The organism is Stutzerimonas nosocomialis (assembly GCF_005876855.1).
Lineage (GTDB): Bacteria > Pseudomonadota > Gammaproteobacteria > Pseudomonadales > Pseudomonadaceae > Stutzerimonas > Stutzerimonas nosocomialis.
This window is the reverse complement of sequence record NZ_QLAE01000012.1, coordinates 65646-84381: the sequence shown is the minus strand read 5'-3', so window position 1 is coordinate 84381 and position 18736 is coordinate 65646. Positions and strand designations below refer to the sequence as shown.

The following is an 18736-nucleotide window of genomic DNA, read 5'->3' as shown; positions in this document are numbered from 1 at the left end:
GCGTGAGCGGAGCCGGGCAGGCTCAACTGCAGAGGCAGTTGCGGCCTTGCTGCTTGGCCTTGTAAAGCGCCTTGTCGGCGCGTCCGATCAAGCTTTGCAGACTGTCCTTCGGACGCATGGGAGCAAGCCCGATGGAGACGGTGACGCCGGGCAGCATGCCGACCGGCGAATAGAAGTTGCCGATCTGCTCGAGGCTGGTGCGCAGGCGTTCACCGATCGAGCGCGCTTCCTCCATGCTCAGCTCGGGCAGCAGGATGACGAATTCTTCGCCGCCGTAGCGGGTGAGGCTGTCCTTCGGGCGCAGCTGGTTGCGCAACGTATGGGCGACCAGGCACAGCGCATAGTCGCCGGCGAGGTGCCCGTGCTGATCGTTGTAGGCCTTGAAGTGGTCGACGTCGAGCATGAGCATGCTCAGCGGCTGTTCGTTGAAGGCACAGCGCGTGCTTTCGCGTTCATACACGTGGTCGAGCCAGCGCCGGTTGAAGGCCCCGGTCAGGGTGTCGATCTTCGCGTTCTGCTCGCTGTCGATGATGATCCGGTTGCCCTGGCGCACGCGTTCGCAGAGCAGTTGCACCAGGTTCTGCATCAGGGCCGGCGAGTGTGTGAGCAGCGGCAGGGTGCGATTGTGCAGGCGCAGCAAGAGGGTCGGCTGGCGCGCCACGACATAGGCCGAGGGCGCGTGGTTGTCGACGAAGCTGATTTCCCCCACGCAATCGTTAACGCCAAGGCTGCGTACCGGCTGGCTGTCGAGCGAATCGAGGTAGACCTCCAGTTCGCCACAGAGGATCAGATAAAGGTAGTTGTTGCGCTTGAACGGCGTGAGCAGTATCTCGCCCGGCTCGAGCTCGCATGCCTGGAATTCCGGGAGCAGCGGTTTGAGGCTGGCCGGGTTGACGTTGTGCATCAGTCGCATCTGCATCAGTTGCTGCAGGTTCTCTTGCCAGAAAACCGCCTTCATCGCACACGCGCATCCAGCTGCTTTACCCGGATCGTACACATCGCGAACTGCTCTCCTCGTATGGATGGTCTGTTTCGACTCCCGTCGAGCCGAGCGGTGCTCGGCCTGGGAGCGAAAAGCAGAACCAGTCCGCTTTTTGGCGCTAGCGTAACGGCGTTGCGATTCTCATGTATGCGTTTGGTCACAAATCCGAAGCGGGACGGCTTGCGGGTTCATCCGTTATTGGAACCAAGCCTCTTTTCCAGCCAGTCACCGATGTCGTTTATCTCCTCGATCACCACTTCGTGGGCCATCGGGTAGTCCTGCCAGGTCACCGGCACACCCGCTGCCTTGAGTTGCTCATAGGCGGTCCGGCCCATCTGAGGACGCACCACATCGTCGCGAGTACCGTGCAGGCAGAGCACCGGCAGGGCGCGCTGGCTCGGTGAGAGCGACAGCTCGTCGACGAAGGTCGGTGCGTAGGTCGACAGGGCGATCACGCCGCCGAGGGCGTCGGGCCAGCGCAGGAAGGCGGTGTGCAGCACGACGGCGCCGCCCTGGGAGAAGCCGGCGAGTATCACCCGGCGAGGATCGATGCCCTTGTCGCGTTGTTCTTCGATCAGGCTCATGACCCGCTCGGCCGAGGCCTCCAGCTGCCCCTGGTCGATGGCCCTGGCCGGGCTCATCGCGAGGATGTCGTACCAGCTGGGCATCTGCCAGCCGCCATTGATGGTGACCGCCTGGGTCGGCGCCTGGGGGAGCACGAAGCGCGTGGAGGCGAGTCGTTGCTGAAGCATCTGGGCGACCGGCTGGAAATCGGTGCGGTCTGCGCCAAGGCCGTGCAGCCAGATGACGCAGCTGTCTGCGGGCGAGGTGGGTTCTACGATCAGGGCGTCGTTCATGGTGGCTCCAACTTGGGGCGCTCGAAAAAATGTGCGCTTCGAAATAGGGCGTTCGGGTGGGAAGGTGACAGCGGGTCGCGGAACAGTAGCGCCCGATTTCCCCTTTTGCCATGCCCGGGCAACGAATGGGACGGGCCGGACATCGTTCCGGGAGCGCCTCCCGCTAATGGCGCTCTGCTATTTCGCAGCGTTTCGCGGCTTCGCTTGCGGATTTACAAATCTGCTTGTGCTACCGGCCTGCACTGGTACGCCGCTTGCTTTGTCCTGATGGGGCTGCGAGGAGTTCATGGCGGTAACGCCGAACCGGTGCAGGTAGGCGGAGCCCCGATGTGGGTATCCCAACTTTTGATCGTTTCGGCCCATCGTTCGATGAGCGAGAAGGGCGTCGGTGGCCGACCAAAGATTTGGCCAGTAGACTCCCGGCTAGTTTTGCTTCCGCCCGTTTCGCTTCGAGACGTGCCTGCCTCACAAGGGCGAGGGAGCAGGACCGGAACTCCGCACAATAAGAGCAACTGGAGGTTTTGATGAAGATGATGAAATCCACCCTGGCTGTCGTGATCGCTGCAGCTGCGCTGAGCGTCACCGGTATTGCCAACGCCGGGGCCACCCTGGATGCGGTGAAGAAGAAGGGTTTCGTTCAATGCGGTATCAGCGACGGCCTTCCGGGCTTTTCCTATGCTGATGCCAAGGGGGAGTACAAGGGGATCGACGTCGACGTTTGCCGCGCAGTCGCTGCCGCGGTATTCGGCGACGCCAGCAAGGTCCGGTACAGCGCACTGACCGCCAAGGAGCGCTTCACCGCGCTGCAGTCGGGCGAAGTCGACGTGCTGTCGCGCAACACCACCTGGACCAGTTCGCGTGACGCGGCCATGGGCCTGAATTTCACCGGCGTCACCTACTATGACGGCCAGGGCTTCCTGGTGAACAAGGAGCTCGGTGTCTCCAGCGCCAAGGAACTCGACGGCGCCACGGTCTGCATCCAGGCCGGCACCACCACCGAACTCAACCTCTCCGACTACTTCCGCGCCAACAGCCTCAAGTACACCCCCATCACCTACGACACCTCCGACGAAAGCGCCAAGTCGCTGGAGTCCGGTCGTTGTGACGTGCTGACGTCCGACCAGTCGCAGCTGTATGCCCAGCGCATCAAGCTGGCCGACCCGGACGCCTACGTGGTGCTGCCGGAAGTCATCTCCAAGGAGCCCCTCGGCCCGGCTGTACGCCAGGGTGACGAGGAGTGGTTCGACATCGTGCGCTGGTCGCTGTTCGCGATGATCAACGCCGAAGAGCTTGGCCTCACCGCGGCCAACGTCGAAGAAATGGCCAAGACCACCAAGAACCCCGACGTGGCGCGTCTGCTCGGTGCCGAGGGTGAATATGGCAAGGATCTGAAGCTTCCCAAGGACTGGGCGGTGCAGATCGTCAAGCAGGTGGGCAACTACGGCGAAGTCTTCGACCGCAACGTCGGCGCCGGCAGCGAGCTGAAGATCGAGCGCGGTCTCAATGCTCTCTGGAACAATGGTGGTCTGCAGTACGCACCGCCCGTGCGTTGACCGTCCCGGCCGCTGCCAACGGCGGCCGTGTTTCCGTTTTGGCTTAACGTTTCCGGCACACCTCCGTGTGCCGGTCGCGTTTCGTGAGGCTTTTTAATGCGAACCACCAGTAAAGCCACGCCGTCCGCGGGGTCGTACATGCGCGATCCCAAGGTCCGTGCCTGGCTGTTCCAGATCATCGCCGTCGCCGCCGTTGTCGGCATCGGCTGGTACCTTTTTCACAACACTCAGACAAACCTGGCGAATCGGGGGATCACGTCAGGGTTCGGTTTCCTCAATAATTCCGCGGGATTCGGCATTCCGCAGCACCTGATCGACTACACCGAAAGCGACAGTTACGCTCGGGTGTTCTGGGTCGGCCTGCTGAACACGCTGCTGGTCAGTGTCGTGGGCATCGTGCTGGCGACCATCCTCGGCTTCATCCTCGGGGTCGCGCGGCTCTCGCCCAACTGGCTGATCCGCAAGCTCGCCACCGTCTACATCGAAACCTTCCGCAACATCCCACCGCTTCTGCAGATCTTCTTCTTCTATTTCGCCGTGCTGGCGCCGTTGCCGGGGCCGCGGGACAGCATCTCGCTGTGGGACACGTTCTTCCTGAACAATCGCGGCCTGCAGATGCCCGCGCCGCTCGCGGCCGAGGGCATGTGGCCGTTTCTGATCGCGCTGCTGGTGGCCATCGTCGCGGCGTTCGCCGTGCAGCGCTGGGCACGTCTGCGGCGGCATGCGACGGGTGAGCGCTTCCCGGTCCTGTGGACGGCCCTGGGGCTGCTGATCGGCCTGCCGCTGCTGGCGGTGCTGGTGTTCGGCGCGCCGTTCCACTGGCAGGTGCCGGAGCTGCAGCGCTTCAACATCCGCGGCGGCTGGGTGGTCATTCCGGAGCTGGTGTCCATCGTCCTGGCGCTGTCGATCTATACCGCGGCCTTCATTGGCGAGACCGTGCGCGCGGGCATCCAGGCGGTCAGCCATGGGCAAACCGAGGCAGCTGGTTCGCTGGGCCTGCGCCCGGGTCAGATCCTGCGTCTGGTGATCGTGCCGCAGGCCATGCGGGTGATCATTCCGCCGCTGACCAGCCAGTACCTCAACCTGGCGAAGAACTCGTCGCTCGCGGCCGCCATCGGCTACCCCGACATGGTCTCGCTGTTCGCCGGCACGGTGCTCAACCAGACCGGTCAGGCGATCGAAACCATGGCGATCACCATGAGCGTCTACCTGGCCATCAGCATCAGCATCTCGATCCTGATGAACTGGTACAACAAGCGCATCGCGCTTATCGAGCGGTGAGGATAGGCCCGTGACTACTCATATCTTCAAACCTGACCTGCCGGCGCCGAGCAGAAGCGTCGGCATCGTCGGCTGGATGCGCGCCAACCTGTTCTCCAGCTGGTTCAACACCCTGATGACCCTGGCCGGGCTCTACCTGCTCTGGGTGATCGTTCCGCCGTTGCTCAACTGGGCCTTCATCCAGGCCGACTGGACGGGTGAAACCCGTTCCGACTGCTCGCGTGAAGGTGCCTGCTGGGTGTTCATCCAGAGCCGCTTCGCCCAGTTCATGTACGGGTTCTACCCGCCGGAGCTACGCTGGCGCGTCGACCTGGCCGCGATACTGGCAATCGTGGGCGCGATCCCGCTGTTCCTGAAGAACACGCCCCACAAGGCGCGTTTCGGCATCGGCTACCTGATCGCCTATCCGCTGGTTGCCTACTGGCTCATGCACGGCGGGTTCTTCGGCCTGGAGACGGTGCCGACCAGCCAGTGGGGCGGGCTGATGCTGACCATCATCATCGCCGCGGTCGGCATCGCCGGCGCCTTGCCGCTGGGGATCCTGCTGGCGCTCGGGCGTCGCTCCGACATGCCGGCGATCCGGGTGATCTGCGTGACCTTCATCGAGTTCTGGCGGGGCGTTCCGCTGATCACGGTGCTGTTCATGTCGTCGGTCATGCTGCCGCTGTTCCTGCCTGAAGGCATGAGCCTCGACAAGCTGATGCGCGCGATGGTGATGATCATCTTCTTCGAGGCGGCCTACATCGCCGAAGTCGTGCGTGGCGGTCTGCAGGCGATTCCAAAGGGGCAGTACGAGGCGGCCGCGGCGATGGGCCTGGGCTACTGGCGCAGCATGATGCTGGTGATCCTGCCGCAGGCGCTCAAGCTGGTCATCCCGGGCATCGTCAACACCTTCATCTCGCTGTTCAAGGACACCAGTCTGGTGATCATCATCGGCCTGTTCGACTTCCTCAACAGCATCAAGCGCGCGACGGCCGACCCGGCCTGGCTGGGCATGTCCACCGAGGGCTATGTCTTCGCCGCATTCGTCTACTGGATTTTCTGTTTCGGCATGTCCCGCTACTCCATGCATCTGGAGCACAAGCTGGACCGGGGCCACAAGCGTTAGGAGTGAACATGAACGATACGAACAAGCAGCCCGCCGGCGCCGATCAGCTGATGATCCAGATGGAAGGGGTGCACAAGTGGTACGGCCAGTTCCACGTGCTCAAGGACATCAACCTGAATGTCACCCAGGGGGAGCGCATCGTCCTCTGCGGACCATCCGGCTCGGGCAAGTCGACCACCATCCGTTGCCTCAACCGGCTCGAAGAGCACCAGCAGGGGCGGATCATCGTCGACGGTCACGAGCTGACCAACGACCTCAAGCAGATCGAGACCATTCGCAGCGAAGTGGGCATGGTTTTCCAGCACTTCAATCTGTTTCCCCACCTGACCGTGCTGCAGAACTGCACGCTGGCGCCCATGTGGGTGCGCAAGATGCCCAAGCGGCAGGCCGAGGAAATCGCCATGCATTACCTCGAGCGCGTGCGCATTCCCGAGCAGGCCAACAAGTACCCCGGCCAGCTTTCCGGTGGTCAGCAGCAGCGCGTGGCGATCGCCCGCGCGCTGTGCATGAAGCCCAAGATCATGCTGTTCGACGAGCCGACCTCGGCCCTCGATCCGGAAATGGTCAAGGAAGTGCTGGACACCATGATCGGGCTCGCCCAGGACGGCATGACCATGCTCTGCGTGACCCACGAGATGGGCTTCGCGCGCACCGTGGCCAACCGGGTGATCTTCATGGACAAGGGCGAGATCGTCGAGCAGGCGGCTCCGGAGAAGTTCTTCACCAATCCGGAAAACGAGCGTACCCAGCTGTTCCTCAGCCAGATCCTGCACTGAGGTCCGGTTGCTGACCGGTGGTGCGCAACGCACCGCCGGGCGTTACGACGGAGGATGGGTGTCTGCCCGTCCTCCGTTCGTTCGAGGGGTCGCGAAAAATTTGCGATCAGCCGCCGACATCCGGTTCCGCGCTTAGCCTCGCGCCGCCTGATGAGCTAGAATGCACGCCCTCTACGCTCCCCCCTTCGAGGCTGTTCCGACGATGTTGATCCTGCGCGGCGCTCCTGCACTCTCCGCCTTCCGTCACGGCAAGCTCCTGGCGCAACTGACCGAAAAGGTCGCTGCCGTGAGCGGCGTTTATGCCGAGTTCGCCCATTTTGCCGAGGTATCCGGTGCCCTAGGGGCGGATGAGCAGCAGGTGCTGGCTCGCCTGCTCGAGTACGGCCCGAGCGTGCCGGTCCAGGAGCCGTCCGGCCGCCTGTTTCTGGTGATCCCGCGCTTTGGCACCATTTCGCCCTGGTCCAGCAAGGCCAGCGACATCGCCCGCAACTGCGGCCTGAGCAAGATCCAGCGCCTGGAGCGGGGCATCGCCTACTACGTGACCGGCGAGCTGTCCGACGCCGACGCGGCGCTGATCGCAGCCATGCTGCACGACCGCATGACCCAGCTGGTCCTGGAGCGCTTCGAGGATGCGTCGACGCTGTTCAGCCATGCCCAGCCCAAGCCGTTGACCGCCGTGGACGTGCTGGCCGGAGGCCGCGCCGCGCTGGAACGTGCCAACGCCGACCTCGGCCTGGCACTGGCCGATGACGAAATCGACTACCTGGTCAAGAGCTTCGGCGAGCTGGGGCGCAACCCGCACGACATCGAACTGATGATGTTCGCCCAGGCGAACTCCGAGCACTGCCGTCACAAGATCTTCAATGCCAGCTGGGACATCGATGGCGAAAGCCAGGAAAAATCCCTGTTCGGCATGATCAAGAACACCTACCAGATGCACAGCGAAGGTGTGCTCTCGGCCTACAAGGACAACGCCGCGGTCATCGTCGGCAACGTGGCCGGGCGCTTCTACCCCAACCCCGAGAGTGGCGAGTACGCGGCGAGCCAGGAGCCCGTGCACATCCTCATGAAGGTGGAAACGCACAACCACCCGACGGCCATCGCCCCGTTCCCGGGCGCCTCGACCGGCTCCGGCGGCGAGATTCGCGACGAAGGCGCGACCGGACGCGGCGCCAAGCCGAAGGCCGGCCTGACCGGCTTCACGGTGTCCAACCTGAACATCCCCGGGTTCCTGCAGCCCTGGGAAAAGCCCTACGGCAAGCCCGAGCGCATCGTCACCGCGCTGGACATCATGATCGAGGGGCCGCTGGGCGGCGCCGCGTTCAACAACGAATTCGGCCGTCCGGCGCTCACCGGTTACTTCCGTACCTTCGAGCAGGCGGTGCAGACCCCGCGGGGCGAGGAAGTCCGCGGCTACCACAAGCCCATCATGCTGGCGGGCGGCATGGGCAACATCCGCGAGGAGCACGTGCAGAAGGGCGAGATTTCGGTCGGCGCCAAGCTCATCGTGCTCGGTGGCCCGGCCATGCTCATCGGCCTGGGTGGCGGCGCCGCGTCGTCGATGGCGACCGGCACCAGCTCGGCCGACCTCGATTTCGCCTCGGTGCAGCGCGACAACCCCGAGATGGAACGTCGCTGCCAGGAAGTGATCGACCGTTGCTGGCAGCTCGGCGAGCGCAACCCGATCAAGTTCATTCATGACGTCGGCGCCGGCGGTCTTTCCAATGCCTTCCCGGAACTGGTCAACGATGGCGGGCGCGGCGGGCGCTTCGAACTGCGCAACATCCCGAACGACGAGCCGGGGATGGCACCGCACGAGATCTGGTGCAACGAATCCCAGGAGCGCTACGTGCTTGCCGTCGATGCCGGCGACTTCGAGCGTTTCAAGGCCATCTGCGAACGCGAGCGCTGCCCGTTCGCGGTGGTCGGCGAGGCGACCGAGGAGCCTCGCCTGACGGTGTCGGACAGCCATTTCGGCAACAAGCCGGTGGACATGCCGCTCAACGTACTGCTGGGCAAGGCCCCGCGCATGCACCGCAGTGCCAGCCGCGAAGGCGCGCTGGGCGATGACTTCGAGCCGTCGGGCGTCGAGCTCACCGAGGCCGTCGGGCGCGTGCTGCACCATCCGGCGGTGGCCAGCAAAAGCTTCCTGATCACCATCGGCGACCGCAGCATCACTGGCCAGGTGGCCCGTGACCAGATGGTCGGCCCGTGGCAGGTGCCGGTCGCCGACTGCGCGGTGACCGCCACCAGTTTCGACGTCTACACCGGTGAGGCGATGGCCATGGGCGAGCGCACGCCGCTCGCGCTGCTCGACGCACCGGCCTCGGGCCGCATGGCCATCGGCGAGACGCTGACCAACCTGGCCGCCGCGCCGATCGCCAAGCTCGGCGACATCAAGCTGTCCGCCAACTGGATGGCCGCCGCCGGCCACCCCGGCGAGGACGCGCGCCTGTACGACACCGTGCGCGCCGTGGGCATGGAGCTGTGCCCTGAGCTCGGCATCACGATCCCGGTCGGCAAGGATTCGATGTCCATGAAGACCCGCTGGTCCGACGAAGGCGTGGACAAGAGCGTGACCTCGCCGCTGTCGCTGATCGTTTCGGGCTTCGCGCCGGTGACCGACGTGCGCCGGACGCTGACGCCGCAGCTGCGCCTGGACAAGGGCGAGACCGACCTCATTCTCATCGACCTTGGACGCGGCCAGAACCGCATGGGCGGCTCGATCCTGGCGCAGGTGTACGGCCAGCTGGGTCGCCACGCGCCGGATGTCGACGATGCCGAGGACCTGAAGGCCTTTTTCGCCGTCGTGCAGGGCCTGAACGCCGATGGCCTGCTGCTGGCTTATCACGACCGTTCCGACGGTGGCCTGCTGACCACCGCGCTGGAAATGGCCTTCGCCGGCCATTGCGGCCTGGACCTGAACCTCGACGGCATCGCCCAGGACGCCGCGGAGATCCCGGCGATCCTGTTCAACGAAGAGCTCGGTGCGCTGATCCAGGTGCGTCAGGACGATACCGAAGTGATCCTGGCGCAGTTCAGCGCGGCCGGGCTCGGCGACTGCGTCAGCGTCATCGGCCGGCCGATCAACAACGGCCGGGTGGTGGTCCGCTACAGCGGCGAGGATGTCTTCACCGGTGATCGTCGCCTGCTGCAGCGCCAGTGGGCCGAGACCAGCTACCAGGTCCAGCGGCTGCGCGACAACGCCGAGTGCGCCGACGAAGAGTTCGACCTGCTGCTCGACGAGGAAAACCCCGGCCTGCACGCCAAGCTCAGCTTCGACGTGAACCAGGACATCGCGGCGCCCTACATCAAGAAGGGCGTTAGGCCGAAGGTCGCGATCCTGCGCGAGCAGGGCGTCAACGGCCAGTCCGAGATGGCGGCCGCCTTCGATCGTGCCGGCTTCGCCTCGGTCGACGTGCACATGAGCGACATCCTCGCCGGGCGCATCGAACTCGACGCCTTCAAGGGGTTGGTCGCCTGCGGCGGCTTCTCCTATGGCGACGTGCTCGGCGCCGGCGAAGGCTGGGCCAAGTCGATTCTGTTCAACAGCCGTGCGCGCGAGGCGTTCAGCGGCTTCTTCGAGCGCAGCGACAGTTTCGCGCTGGGTGTCTGCAACGGCTGCCAGATGCTCTCCAACCTCCACGAACTGGTGCCTGGCAGCGAGTTCTGGCCGCACTTCGTGCGCAACCGCTCCGAGCAGTTCGAGGCGCGGGTCGCGATGGTGCAGGTGCAGGATTCGCCGTCCATCTTCCTGCAGGGCATGGCCGGTTCCCGTTTGCCGATCGCCATCGCCCATGGCGAAGGCCACGCCGAGTTCGAGAGCGAGGAGGCACTGCTCGAGGCCGATCTGTCGGGCTGTGTCGCCATGCGTCTGGTCGACAACCACGGCAAGGTCACGGAACGCTATCCTGCCAACCCCAGCGGCTCGCCACGTGGCATCACGGGCCTGAGCAGCCGGGACGGGCGGGTGACCATCATGATGCCGCATCCGGAGCGGGTGTTCCGGGCGGTGACCAACTCGTGGCGTCCGGACGACTGGCAAGAGGATGGCGGCTGGATGCGGATGTTCCGTAACGCCCGCGTCTGGGTGGATTGATCGGTTCCGGGGCTGGCTTGACGCCGGCCCCGGGCCTGCACCGACCGGAGCAGGAAGCATCGGCCAGGCAAGGTAGCCAGACGCTGTCCGGGGAATTGATTACTGGCGGCTTAACTGTCACTGTGTGGCGGTTTGCCATCGCTTCGGGACGGCCTGTCGAGACGCGCCGCCCGGGCTGTATTCGCGCGGAGACCCTGATGTACAAGCTGTGTTTCTATGTGCCGGAAAAGCACCTGGACGAAGTCAAGAAGGCCGTATTCGCGGCCGGCGGCGGTCGCGTCGGCGCTTACGACAGTTGCTGTTGGCAGAGCCTCGGCCAGGGGCAGTTCAGGCCGCTTGCCGGCAGCCAGCCTTATGTTGGCGAAGTCGGCAAGGTCGAGCAGGTTGCCGAGTGGAAGGTCGAGCTGGTGGTGTCCGACGAGCTCATCCACGATTCGGTGAAGGCCCTGAAAAAGGCCCATCCCTACGAGACGCCGGCCTTCGAAGTCTGGCGGCTGTCGGACATGCAGTTCTGAGTTCGCGCAGGGCCGCGCTGCGTGGCCCTGCCGCGAGTCACGGTCTGATTTCGATCAGGGTCCCGTCCGGGACCCGACTCCACAAGTCCCGCATGTCATCGTTCTTCAGCGCAATGCAGCCCTCGGTCCAGTCCAGGGTATGGAAGAACCATTCCGGATACTCCTCGTCCACTGGCGTGCCGTGCAGCATGATCATGTTGCCCGGCTTCACGCCCTGCGCCCGTGCGCGTTCGCTGTCGCGCGCGTTGGGGTAGGAGATATGCATCGCCAGGTTGTACTTGTCGCTGATCTTGCGCCAGTTGATCCAGTAGAAGCCCTCGGGCGTGCGCAGGTCGCCTTCGCGTTCCTTGGCGCCGACCGGTTGCTTGCCCAGCGAGACGCGATAGCTCTTGAGCGTCTCATTGCGACTGATCAGGTGGAGCTTGCGCTCCGACTTGATCACCAGCACCTTGTCGATGGGCTTTTCGGTCGAGGTGGGCGGCGGACTGGCGAGGGAGAGAGTCGCGAGGCTGAAACAGAAAACAGCGAACAACCAGCGCATCGAAGGAGCTTCCACTTACTGCATCAGACCGGTCTTGGCGTGCCGACCCGCATGGGGGCGAGCGACTCGTTGCGAACCGGGAAGGTCTGCTGTTCCCGGTCGGCGAAGAAGCATTCTAGGGTACGACCCACGGTCGGAAAAGCGAGCGCTGACCAGGGGATGTCCCGTTGGTGAAACAGAGCGACTTCCAGGCTCTCGCTGCCGGGGCTGAAGGCGAGATCGACGAGCTCGGCGCGAAAGAACATGTACACCTGGCTGATGTGCGGCAGGTCGAACAACGTGTAGAGCTGCAGGCCCCTGACCCTGGCGCAGGCTTCTTCGAGGGTTTCGCGTTCCGCGGCCTGCTGGGTCGTCTCGCCGTTCTCCATGAAGCCGGCGGGCAGGGTCCAGTAGCCCCGGCGAGGTTCTATCGCGCGGCGGCAAAGCAGCACGCGATCCTCCCAGACCGGCAGGCAGCCGGCGACGATGCGCGGGTTCTGGTAGTGAATGGTGCTGCAGCTGCCGCAAACGAAGCGCGGGCGGTTGTCGCCTTCCGGGATGAGCTCGGCCACCGGGCTGCCACATTGATTGCAGAATTTCATACCGGCTCCTCGTCCAAGTTGGCTAATCTTGGCTTGGGCACACCGATGCGGCAAGACGCCAATCGACCTCGGGTTGCGAGCCTTGGGCGCGCTGGCCGTTTCGTGCCATGATGCCGAGCGAAGAAAAAAGACGAGAAATTCGATGCTGGACCACATTCTCCAGAGGGTGCGCGATTACTCGCCGCGTCTGATGGAGCCCGAAGTAGACCTGCCCGAAGCCGCGGTACTGATGCCCATCACCCGTGTGGAGGAGCCTGAGCTGGTGCTGACGCTGCGTGCCAGCGGGTTGTCCACCCACGGCGGCGAGGTGGCGTTCCCCGGTGGACGGCGTGACCCGGAAGACCGCGACCTGGTGCACACCGCCTTGCGCGAAGCCCAGGAGGAGGTCGGGCTGGCCCCCGGCATGGTCGAAGTCATCGGTCCGCTCAGCAGCCTGGTGTCGCGCTACGGCATCCACGTCACGCCCTATGTCGGGCTGGTGCCGGATTACGTGGAGTATCGGCCCAACGACGCCGAGATCGCCGCCGTGTTCTCGGTGCCGCTGGAGTTCTTCCGCCAGGACCCGCGAGAAGTCACGCACCGCATCGATTACCGCGGGCAGAGCTGGTATGTGCCGTCGTACCAGTATGGCGAATACCGCATCTGGGGCCTCACGGCGATCATGATCGTCGAGCTTGTCAATCTGGTCTATGACGCCGGCATCGAGCTGCACCGCCCCTCCGATTCGTTTCGCGACCTCGGCGGCCGATGACCGCCCGCGCGCATCCCGGAAGCACAGCCACAGCATGAGGTGAGTGATGAAATACCGTTTGGGTGATTCCCGTGTCGATGCCGACCCGCAAAGCTGGGTCGCGCCGAATGCCACGCTGGTGGGCAAGATTCGCCTGGAGGCGGGCGCCAGCGTGTGGTTCAACGCGGTGCTGCGCGGCGACAACGAGCTCATCCACATCGGGCCGAACAGCAACGTGCAGGACGGCAGCGTGATCCATACCGACATGGGCTATCCGCTGACCCTCGGGACGGGCGTCACCATCGGCCACAAGGTGATGCTGCATGGCTGTACGGTGGGGGATTACAGCCTGATCGGGATCAACGCCGTGGTGCTCAACGGCGCGAAGATCGGCAAGTACTGCATCATCGGCGCCAACAGCCTGATCCCCGAAGGCAAGGAGATACCCGACGGCTCGCTGGTGGTCGGCTCGCCCGGCAAGGTGGTGCGCGAACTGACCGAGGCGCAGCGCAAGATGCTCGAGGCCAGCGCGGCGCACTACGTGCACAACGCCCAGCGCTACGCGCGCGATCTGCAGGAGCAGGACGATTGAGCGAGGCGCGTCCCGAAAAACCCGTCGCCTCGCCGTGCGTGAGCATCTGCGCCCTGGACGATGAGGATGTCTGCGGAGGCTGTCAGCGCACAGCCGAAGAGATCACCCGCTGGGGTCGCATGGACAACGCCGAGCGCCGTCAGGTGCTCGTGCGCTGCCACGAGCGCGCCCGTGCAGCCGGCATATTGCTATAACCCTGAGGAACCCCATGTCTCGTATTGGTACTCCGCTGTCCAACAGCGCCACGCGCGTCCTGCTTTGCGGCAGCGGCGAACTCGGCAAGGAACTGGTCATCGAGCTGCAGCGGCTTGGCGTCGAGGTGATTGCCGTCGATCGTTATGACAAGGCGCCCGCCATGCAGGTCGCCCACCGCAGCCACGTGATCGACATGCTCGACGGAGAGGCGCTGCGGCGCGTCATCGAACAGGAGCGGCCGCACTATATCGTGCCCGAGATCGAGGCGATCGCCACGGCGACGCTGGTCGAGCTGGAGTCCGAGGGCTTCACCGTGATCCCGACAGCCCGGGCGGCGCGTCTGACGATGAACCGTGAGGGTATTCGCCGTCTGGCCGCGGAGGAACTGGGGTTGCCGACCTCGCCGTACCGCTTCGCCGACTCGCTGGAGCAATGCCGTGGCGCGACCGCCGAACTCGGTTTTCCCTGCCTGATCAAGCCGGTGATGAGTTCATCCGGCAAGGGGCAGTCGGTGCTCAGGAGCGCCGACGATGTCGAGGCCGCCTGGAACTATGCCCAGGCCGGCGGCCGTGCCGGGCAGGGGCGCGTCATCGTCGAGGGCTTCATCGACTTCGATTATGAAATCACCCTGCTGACCGTGCGGCACGCGGGCGGCACCACCTTCTGCGAACCGGTCGGGCATCGCCAGGAAAAGGGCGACTACCAGGAGTCCTGGCAGCCGCAGGCGATGAGCGAGGCGGCTCGCGCGGAGGCCGAGCGCATTGCCCTGGCGGTTACCGAGGGGTTGGGTGGGCGCGGTATCTTCGGCGTGGAGCTGTTCGTCAAGGGCGATCAGGTGTGGTTCTGCGAGGTGTCGCCGCGTCCGCACGACACGGGTCTGGTCACCCTGATTTCACAGGATCTGTCCGAATTCGCCCTGCATGCCCGGGCGATCCTCGGCTTGCCGATTCCGGCGATTCGTCAGTTCGGCCCGGCGGCGTCGGCGGTCATTCTGGTCGAAGGTGAGTCGGACCGGGTCAGCTTCGGCAGCCTCGATGCCGCCTTGAGCGAGGCCGACACCGCCTTGCGCCTGTTCGGCAAGCCCCAGGTCAGTGGCCAGCGACGCATGGGCGTGGCCCTGGCCCGCGACGAATCCATCGAGGCCGCCCGTGCCAAGGCGCTGCGTTCGGCGCAGGCGGTCAAGGTAGAACTCTAGCGGGGCCTGGGTGCCGGTCGAAGCGATGCCTGCCGCCGTGGCGGGCATCCTTGCGGTCAGGGCGACTCTTCGTCTTCCCTGGTCGGCTCGGGCAGCGCCCAGGCGCGAACGCTTTTGACCCGGTTGTCGGAGGCCTGAAGGATCTCCAGGCGATAACGGCCGACCTGCAGGCAGACGCCACTGTCGGGGATGTGCTCGAGGGCTTCGGTGATCAGGCCGTTGACGGTCTTGGGACCGTCGACGGGCAGCTGCCAGCCGAGCGCCCGGTTGATTTCCCGCAGATAGGCGGCGCCATCGATCACGTGGGTGCCGTCTTCCTGCGGATGGATGTCCGGGCTGAGCAGGGTGTCCTGGTTGCTGAATTCCCCGACGATCTCTTCGAGGATGTCCTCCAGGGTCACGATGCCCAGCACTTCGCCGTATTCGTCGACGACGATGCCGATCCGACGCTTCTGCTTCTGGAAGTTGAGCAGCTGGGTCGATAGCGGCGTGTTCTCCGGCACGAAGTAGGGCTCGTTGCAGGCGGCGCGCAGGTTGTCCTTGGTCAGCTGGTCGTGGCTCAGCAGGCGGGCGATCTTGCGCATGTGCACGATGCCCTCGATGTGGTTGATGTCCTTGCGGAACACCGGGATGCGCGTGTGCGGGGTGGTCCGGAGCTGGGCGACGATGGTCTCGAGGTCGTCCTCGAGGTCGATCCCGGTCACCTCGTGGCGGGGGATCATGATGTCGTCCACCCGCACCTTTTCCAGGTCGAGGATGCCGAGCAGCATGTTCTGTCGGTTCAATGGCAGGTCTGCGCCGGATTCACGCACCACGCTGCGCAGTTCCTCCGTGGACAGGCTGTCGGTGGCCTTGCTCGCCGGGTCGACGCCGAGCATCCTCAGCAGCCCATTGCTGATCCAGCCCAGTGCCAGCACCAGGGGATAGAACACCTTCTGCAGCATCAGCAGGGGCAGGCTGAAGGGATAGGCGACCTTCTCGGGGCGCAGCGCGGCCAGGGTCTTGGGCGTGATCTCGCCGAAGATCAGCAGGAACAGGGTCAGGCCGATGGTGGCGATGGCGATGCCGGCCTCGCCCCACAGCCGCACGGCCAGCACCGTGGCGATGGACGAGGCGAGGATGTTGACGAAGTTGTTGCCGACCAGAATGGTGCCCAGCAGGCGATCGGGGCGCGCCAGAAGGTCGCTGACACGCTTGGCTGCGCGATGTCCTTCCTTGGCCTGATGGCGCAGGCGGTAGCGGTTGAGGCTGAGCATGCCGGTCTCGGAGCTCGAAAAGAACGCCGAGCACAGCAGCAGGAAGATCAGAACGCCAACCAGGACGCCGGGATGGATGTTTTCCACGTAACGATCTGCCTCAGATGTGCAGGATGAATTCGCGGACGAGCTTGCTGCCGAAGTAGGCCAGCATCAGCAGGCAAAAGCCGGCCAGCGTCCAGCGAATGGCCTTGTGGCCCCGCCAGCCGAGGCGATGGCGGCCCCAGAGCAGAAGGCCGAAGACCACCCAGGCGACGACCGACAGAAGCGTCTTGTGTACCAGGTGCTGGGCGAACAGGTCGTCGAGGAACATCCAGCCGGAGACCAGCGACGCCGATAGCAGCAGCCAGCCGGCCCAGAGAAAACCGAACAGCAGGCTTTCCATCGTCTGCAGCGGCGGGAAGTTCTTGATCAGGCCGGACGGGTGCTTGTGCTTGAGGTGATGATCTTGCAGCAGCAACAGCAGGGCCTGGAACACGGCGATGGTCAGCAGGCCGTAGGCGAGTATCGATAGCAGGATGTGCGCCAGTATGCCGGGCTGCTCGATGATCGCCGGCACGGTGCCCGAGGGGGCGAACTCGGCAAACAGAACGGTCAGGCAGCCCAGCGGAAACAGCAACAGCAGGAGGTTCTCCACCGGCATGCGGTACAGCGCCATCAGGATGAGCAGGATCACGGCGGCCGCGATCAGGCTGGAGGCGGTGAAGAAGTCCAGATGAAGGCCGGCCGGTGTCAGCAGCTGCATGGCTAGGCTCACACCGTGGGCGAGCAATGCGAGCAGCCCCAGGCCGAGCAGCAGGCGTTTGTCCGGCATGGCGCGCTGCGTCAGTCGCAGGCCTTGGTAGCCAGTGGCGCCAGCGTAAAGGAGGGCGGCAGCGAGGCTGGGTAGCAGAGGGTGCATAGATCCGGGAGCGAGCTGGAAAGGCGCTGAGTGTGGCACAAAGACCAGGGCTGCAAAAGCAGGCGCGCGGCCGGGGCTTGACGAAAACCGTGACGGGCGGGGTACCGGCTGGCGCCTTCCCGCTTCTATAATCGCGCCCTCACCACATCCAGCGTGGAATGGCTCATGTTTGAAAACCTTACCGACCGTCTTTCCCAGACCCTGCGCCATGTCACCGGCAAGGCGAAGCTGACCGAAGACAACATCAAGGACACCCTGCGCGAAGTGCGCATGGCGCTGCTCGAAGCCGACGTCGCCCTGCCGGTGGTCAAGGACTTCGTCAACCGGGTCAAGGATCGCGCGGTCGGCACCGAGGTCTCGAAGAGCCTGACGCCGGGTCAGGCGTTCGTGAAGATCGTGCGCGCCGAGCTCGAAGAGCTGATGGGCGCCGCCAACGAAGACCTGGCCCTGAACGTCTCGCCCCCGGCGGTGGTGCTGATGGCCGGCCTGCAGGGTGCGGGCAAGACCACCACGGTCGGCAAGCTGGCGCGCTTTCTCAAGGAGCGCAAGAAGAAGACGGTGCTGGTGGTTTCCGCCGACGTCTATCGCCCGGCGGCGATCAAGCAGCTGGAAACCCTGGCGGCCGAAGTGGGCGTGACCTTCTTCCCGTCCGATACCAGCCAGAAGCCGGTGGACATCGCCCAGGCGGCGATCCGCGAGGCCAAGCTCAAATTCATCGATGTCGTGCTGGTCGATACCGCGGGTCGCCTGGCGATCGATAGCGAGATGATGGCCGAGATCCAGGCTGTCCATGGCGCGATCAAGCCGGCCGAGACGCTGTTCGTGGTCGATGCGATGACCGGTCAGGATGCGGCCAATACCGCCAAGGCCTTCGGCGATGCGCTGCCGCTCACCGGCGTGGTGCTGACCAAGGTCGACGGTGATGCGCGCGGCGGTGCCGCGCTTTCGGTGCGCTCGATCACCGGCAAGCCGATCAAGTTTCTCGGCATGGGCGAGAAGAGCGACGCGCTCGAGCCTTTCCATCCGGACCGCATCGCTTCGCGCATCCTCGGCATGGGCGATGTGCTCAGTCTCATCGAGCAGGCCGAACAGACGCTCGATCGCGAAAAGGCGGAAAAGCTCACCAAGAAGCTTAAGAAGGGCAAGGGCTTCGATCTCGAGGACTTTCGCGACCAGCTCCAGCAGATGAAGAACATGGGCGGTCTCGGCGGCCTGATGGACAAGCTGCCCTCCATTGGCGGCATGAACCTTTCGCAGATGGGCAATGCCCAGGGCGCGGCGGAAAAGCAGTTCAGGCAGATGGAGGCGATCATCAACTCGATGACCCCTGCCGAGCGGCGCAATCCGGACATCATCAGTGGCTCGCGCAAGCGGCGCATCGCCTTGGGTTCCGGCACCCAGGTGCAGGACATCGGCCGGCTGATCAAGCAGCACAAGCAGATGCAGAAGATGATGAAGAAGGTCACCGCCAAGGGCGGCATGAGCAAGATGATGCGCGGCATGGGCGGTATGTTCCCAGGCGGCGGCATGCCCAAGTTCTAGTCCGCCCGGCAGGCACTTCGGCGCCGGCCGCT

At 64.6% G+C, this 18736-nt stretch carries 17 protein-coding genes; 11 read left to right on the top strand and 6 right to left on the bottom strand.

Annotation, left to right across the window (positions count from 1 at the left end):
- Window positions 1-22: 22 nt before the first annotated feature.
- Window positions 23-958: a GGDEF domain-containing protein gene (locus tag DN824_RS09925; protein ID WP_138408241.1), complete on the bottom strand. Its 936-nt coding sequence runs from the start codon at window positions 956-958 to the stop codon at window positions 23-25.
- A gap of 212 nt (window positions 959-1170) precedes the next feature.
- The gene (locus DN824_RS09920; protein WP_138408240.1) at window positions 1171-1839 is read right to left on the bottom strand and encodes an alpha/beta hydrolase; all 669 of its coding nucleotides are present in this window, start codon (window positions 1837-1839) and stop codon (window positions 1171-1173) included.
- Window positions 1840-2363: 524 nt separating this feature from the next.
- Here DN824_RS09920 and DN824_RS09915 point away from each other — a divergent pair.
- The 6 genes from DN824_RS09915 (at window position 2364) to DN824_RS09890 (ending at window position 11171) form a co-directional block, all read left to right on the top strand.
- Window positions 2364-3392, top strand: a complete 1029-nt coding sequence (locus tag DN824_RS09915) for an amino acid ABC transporter substrate-binding protein (RefSeq protein ID WP_138408239.1) — start codon at window positions 2364-2366, stop codon at window positions 3390-3392.
- A 96-nt stretch (window positions 3393-3488) separates the two neighbouring features.
- The gene (locus tag DN824_RS09910; protein WP_138408238.1) at window positions 3489-4673 is read left to right on the top strand and encodes an amino acid ABC transporter permease; all 1185 of its coding nucleotides are present in this window, start codon (window positions 3489-3491) and stop codon (window positions 4671-4673) included.
- Between the two features lie 10 nt (window positions 4674-4683).
- Window positions 4684-5781, top strand: coding sequence for an amino acid ABC transporter permease (locus tag DN824_RS09905; protein WP_138408237.1), 1098 nt, complete (start codon window positions 4684-4686; stop codon window positions 5779-5781).
- An 8-nt stretch (window positions 5782-5789) separates the two neighbouring features.
- A complete protein-coding gene (locus tag DN824_RS09900; protein WP_138408236.1) occupies window positions 5790-6557 on the top strand; it encodes an amino acid ABC transporter ATP-binding protein in 768 nt (255 codons plus the stop codon).
- Window positions 6558-6759: 202 nt separating this feature from the next.
- Window positions 6760-10656: a phosphoribosylformylglycinamidine synthase gene (gene purL / locus DN824_RS09895; protein ID WP_138408290.1), complete on the top strand. Its 3897-nt coding sequence runs from the start codon at window positions 6760-6762 to the stop codon at window positions 10654-10656.
- A 197-nt stretch (window positions 10657-10853) separates the two neighbouring features.
- Window positions 10854-11171, top strand: a complete 318-nt coding sequence (locus DN824_RS09890; RefSeq protein WP_138408235.1) for a YqfO family protein — start codon at window positions 10854-10856, stop codon at window positions 11169-11171.
- A 37-nt stretch (window positions 11172-11208) separates the two neighbouring features.
- On the opposite strand, the gene DN824_RS09885 is transcribed toward DN824_RS09890, so the two are convergent.
- Entirely contained in the window at window positions 11209-11712 is a 504-nt protein-coding gene (locus DN824_RS09885) for a L,D-transpeptidase family protein (RefSeq protein ID WP_138408234.1), read from the bottom strand.
- Between the two features lie 23 nt (window positions 11713-11735).
- Complete coding sequence (locus DN824_RS09880) at window positions 11736-12293, bottom strand: NUDIX hydrolase (RefSeq protein WP_138408233.1); 558 nt, start codon at window positions 12291-12293, stop codon at window positions 11736-11738.
- Window positions 12294-12435: 142 nt separating this feature from the next.
- Between DN824_RS09880 and DN824_RS09875 the strand changes: the two genes are divergently transcribed.
- From DN824_RS09875 to purT, 4 genes are read left to right on the top strand one after another with little or no spacing between them, the layout of a single operon-like run.
- Window positions 12436-13044 (top strand): CoA pyrophosphatase, encoded by a 609-nt coding sequence (locus tag DN824_RS09875; RefSeq protein ID WP_138408232.1) that lies wholly within the window; start codon window positions 12436-12438, stop codon window positions 13042-13044.
- 46 nt (window positions 13045-13090) lie between these two features.
- Window positions 13091-13615: a gamma carbonic anhydrase family protein gene (locus DN824_RS09870; protein WP_138408231.1), complete on the top strand. Its 525-nt coding sequence runs from the start codon at window positions 13091-13093 to the stop codon at window positions 13613-13615.
- Entirely contained in the window at window positions 13612-13809 is a 198-nt protein-coding gene (locus tag DN824_RS09865; RefSeq protein ID WP_138408230.1) for a DUF1289 domain-containing protein, read from the top strand. Before DN824_RS09870 ends, DN824_RS09865 begins: the two co-directional genes overlap by 4 nt.
- 14 nt (window positions 13810-13823) lie before the next feature.
- On the top strand, window positions 13824-15005 hold the full coding sequence (gene purT / locus DN824_RS09860) for a formate-dependent phosphoribosylglycinamide formyltransferase (protein WP_138408229.1): 1182 nt from the start codon (window positions 13824-13826) through the stop codon (window positions 15003-15005).
- A gap of 56 nt (window positions 15006-15061) precedes the next feature.
- Here purT and DN824_RS09855 read toward each other — a convergent pair whose 3' ends face one another.
- The gene (locus DN824_RS09855) at window positions 15062-16348 is read right to left on the bottom strand and encodes an HlyC/CorC family transporter (protein ID WP_138408228.1); all 1287 of its coding nucleotides are present in this window, start codon (window positions 16346-16348) and stop codon (window positions 15062-15064) included.
- Between the two features lie 13 nt (window positions 16349-16361).
- Window positions 16362-17162 carry a cytochrome C assembly family protein gene (locus DN824_RS09850; protein ID WP_138408227.1) on the bottom strand — a complete coding sequence of 267 codons (801 nt, stop codon included), beginning with the start codon at window positions 17160-17162 and terminating at the stop codon, window positions 16362-16364.
- A gap of 165 nt (window positions 17163-17327) precedes the next feature.
- Between DN824_RS09850 and ffh the strand changes: the two genes are divergently transcribed.
- On the top strand, window positions 17328-18704 hold the full coding sequence (gene ffh, locus DN824_RS09845) for a signal recognition particle protein (protein ID WP_138408226.1): 1377 nt from the start codon (window positions 17328-17330) through the stop codon (window positions 18702-18704).
- The last annotated feature ends 32 nt before the right edge of the window (window positions 18705-18736 follow it).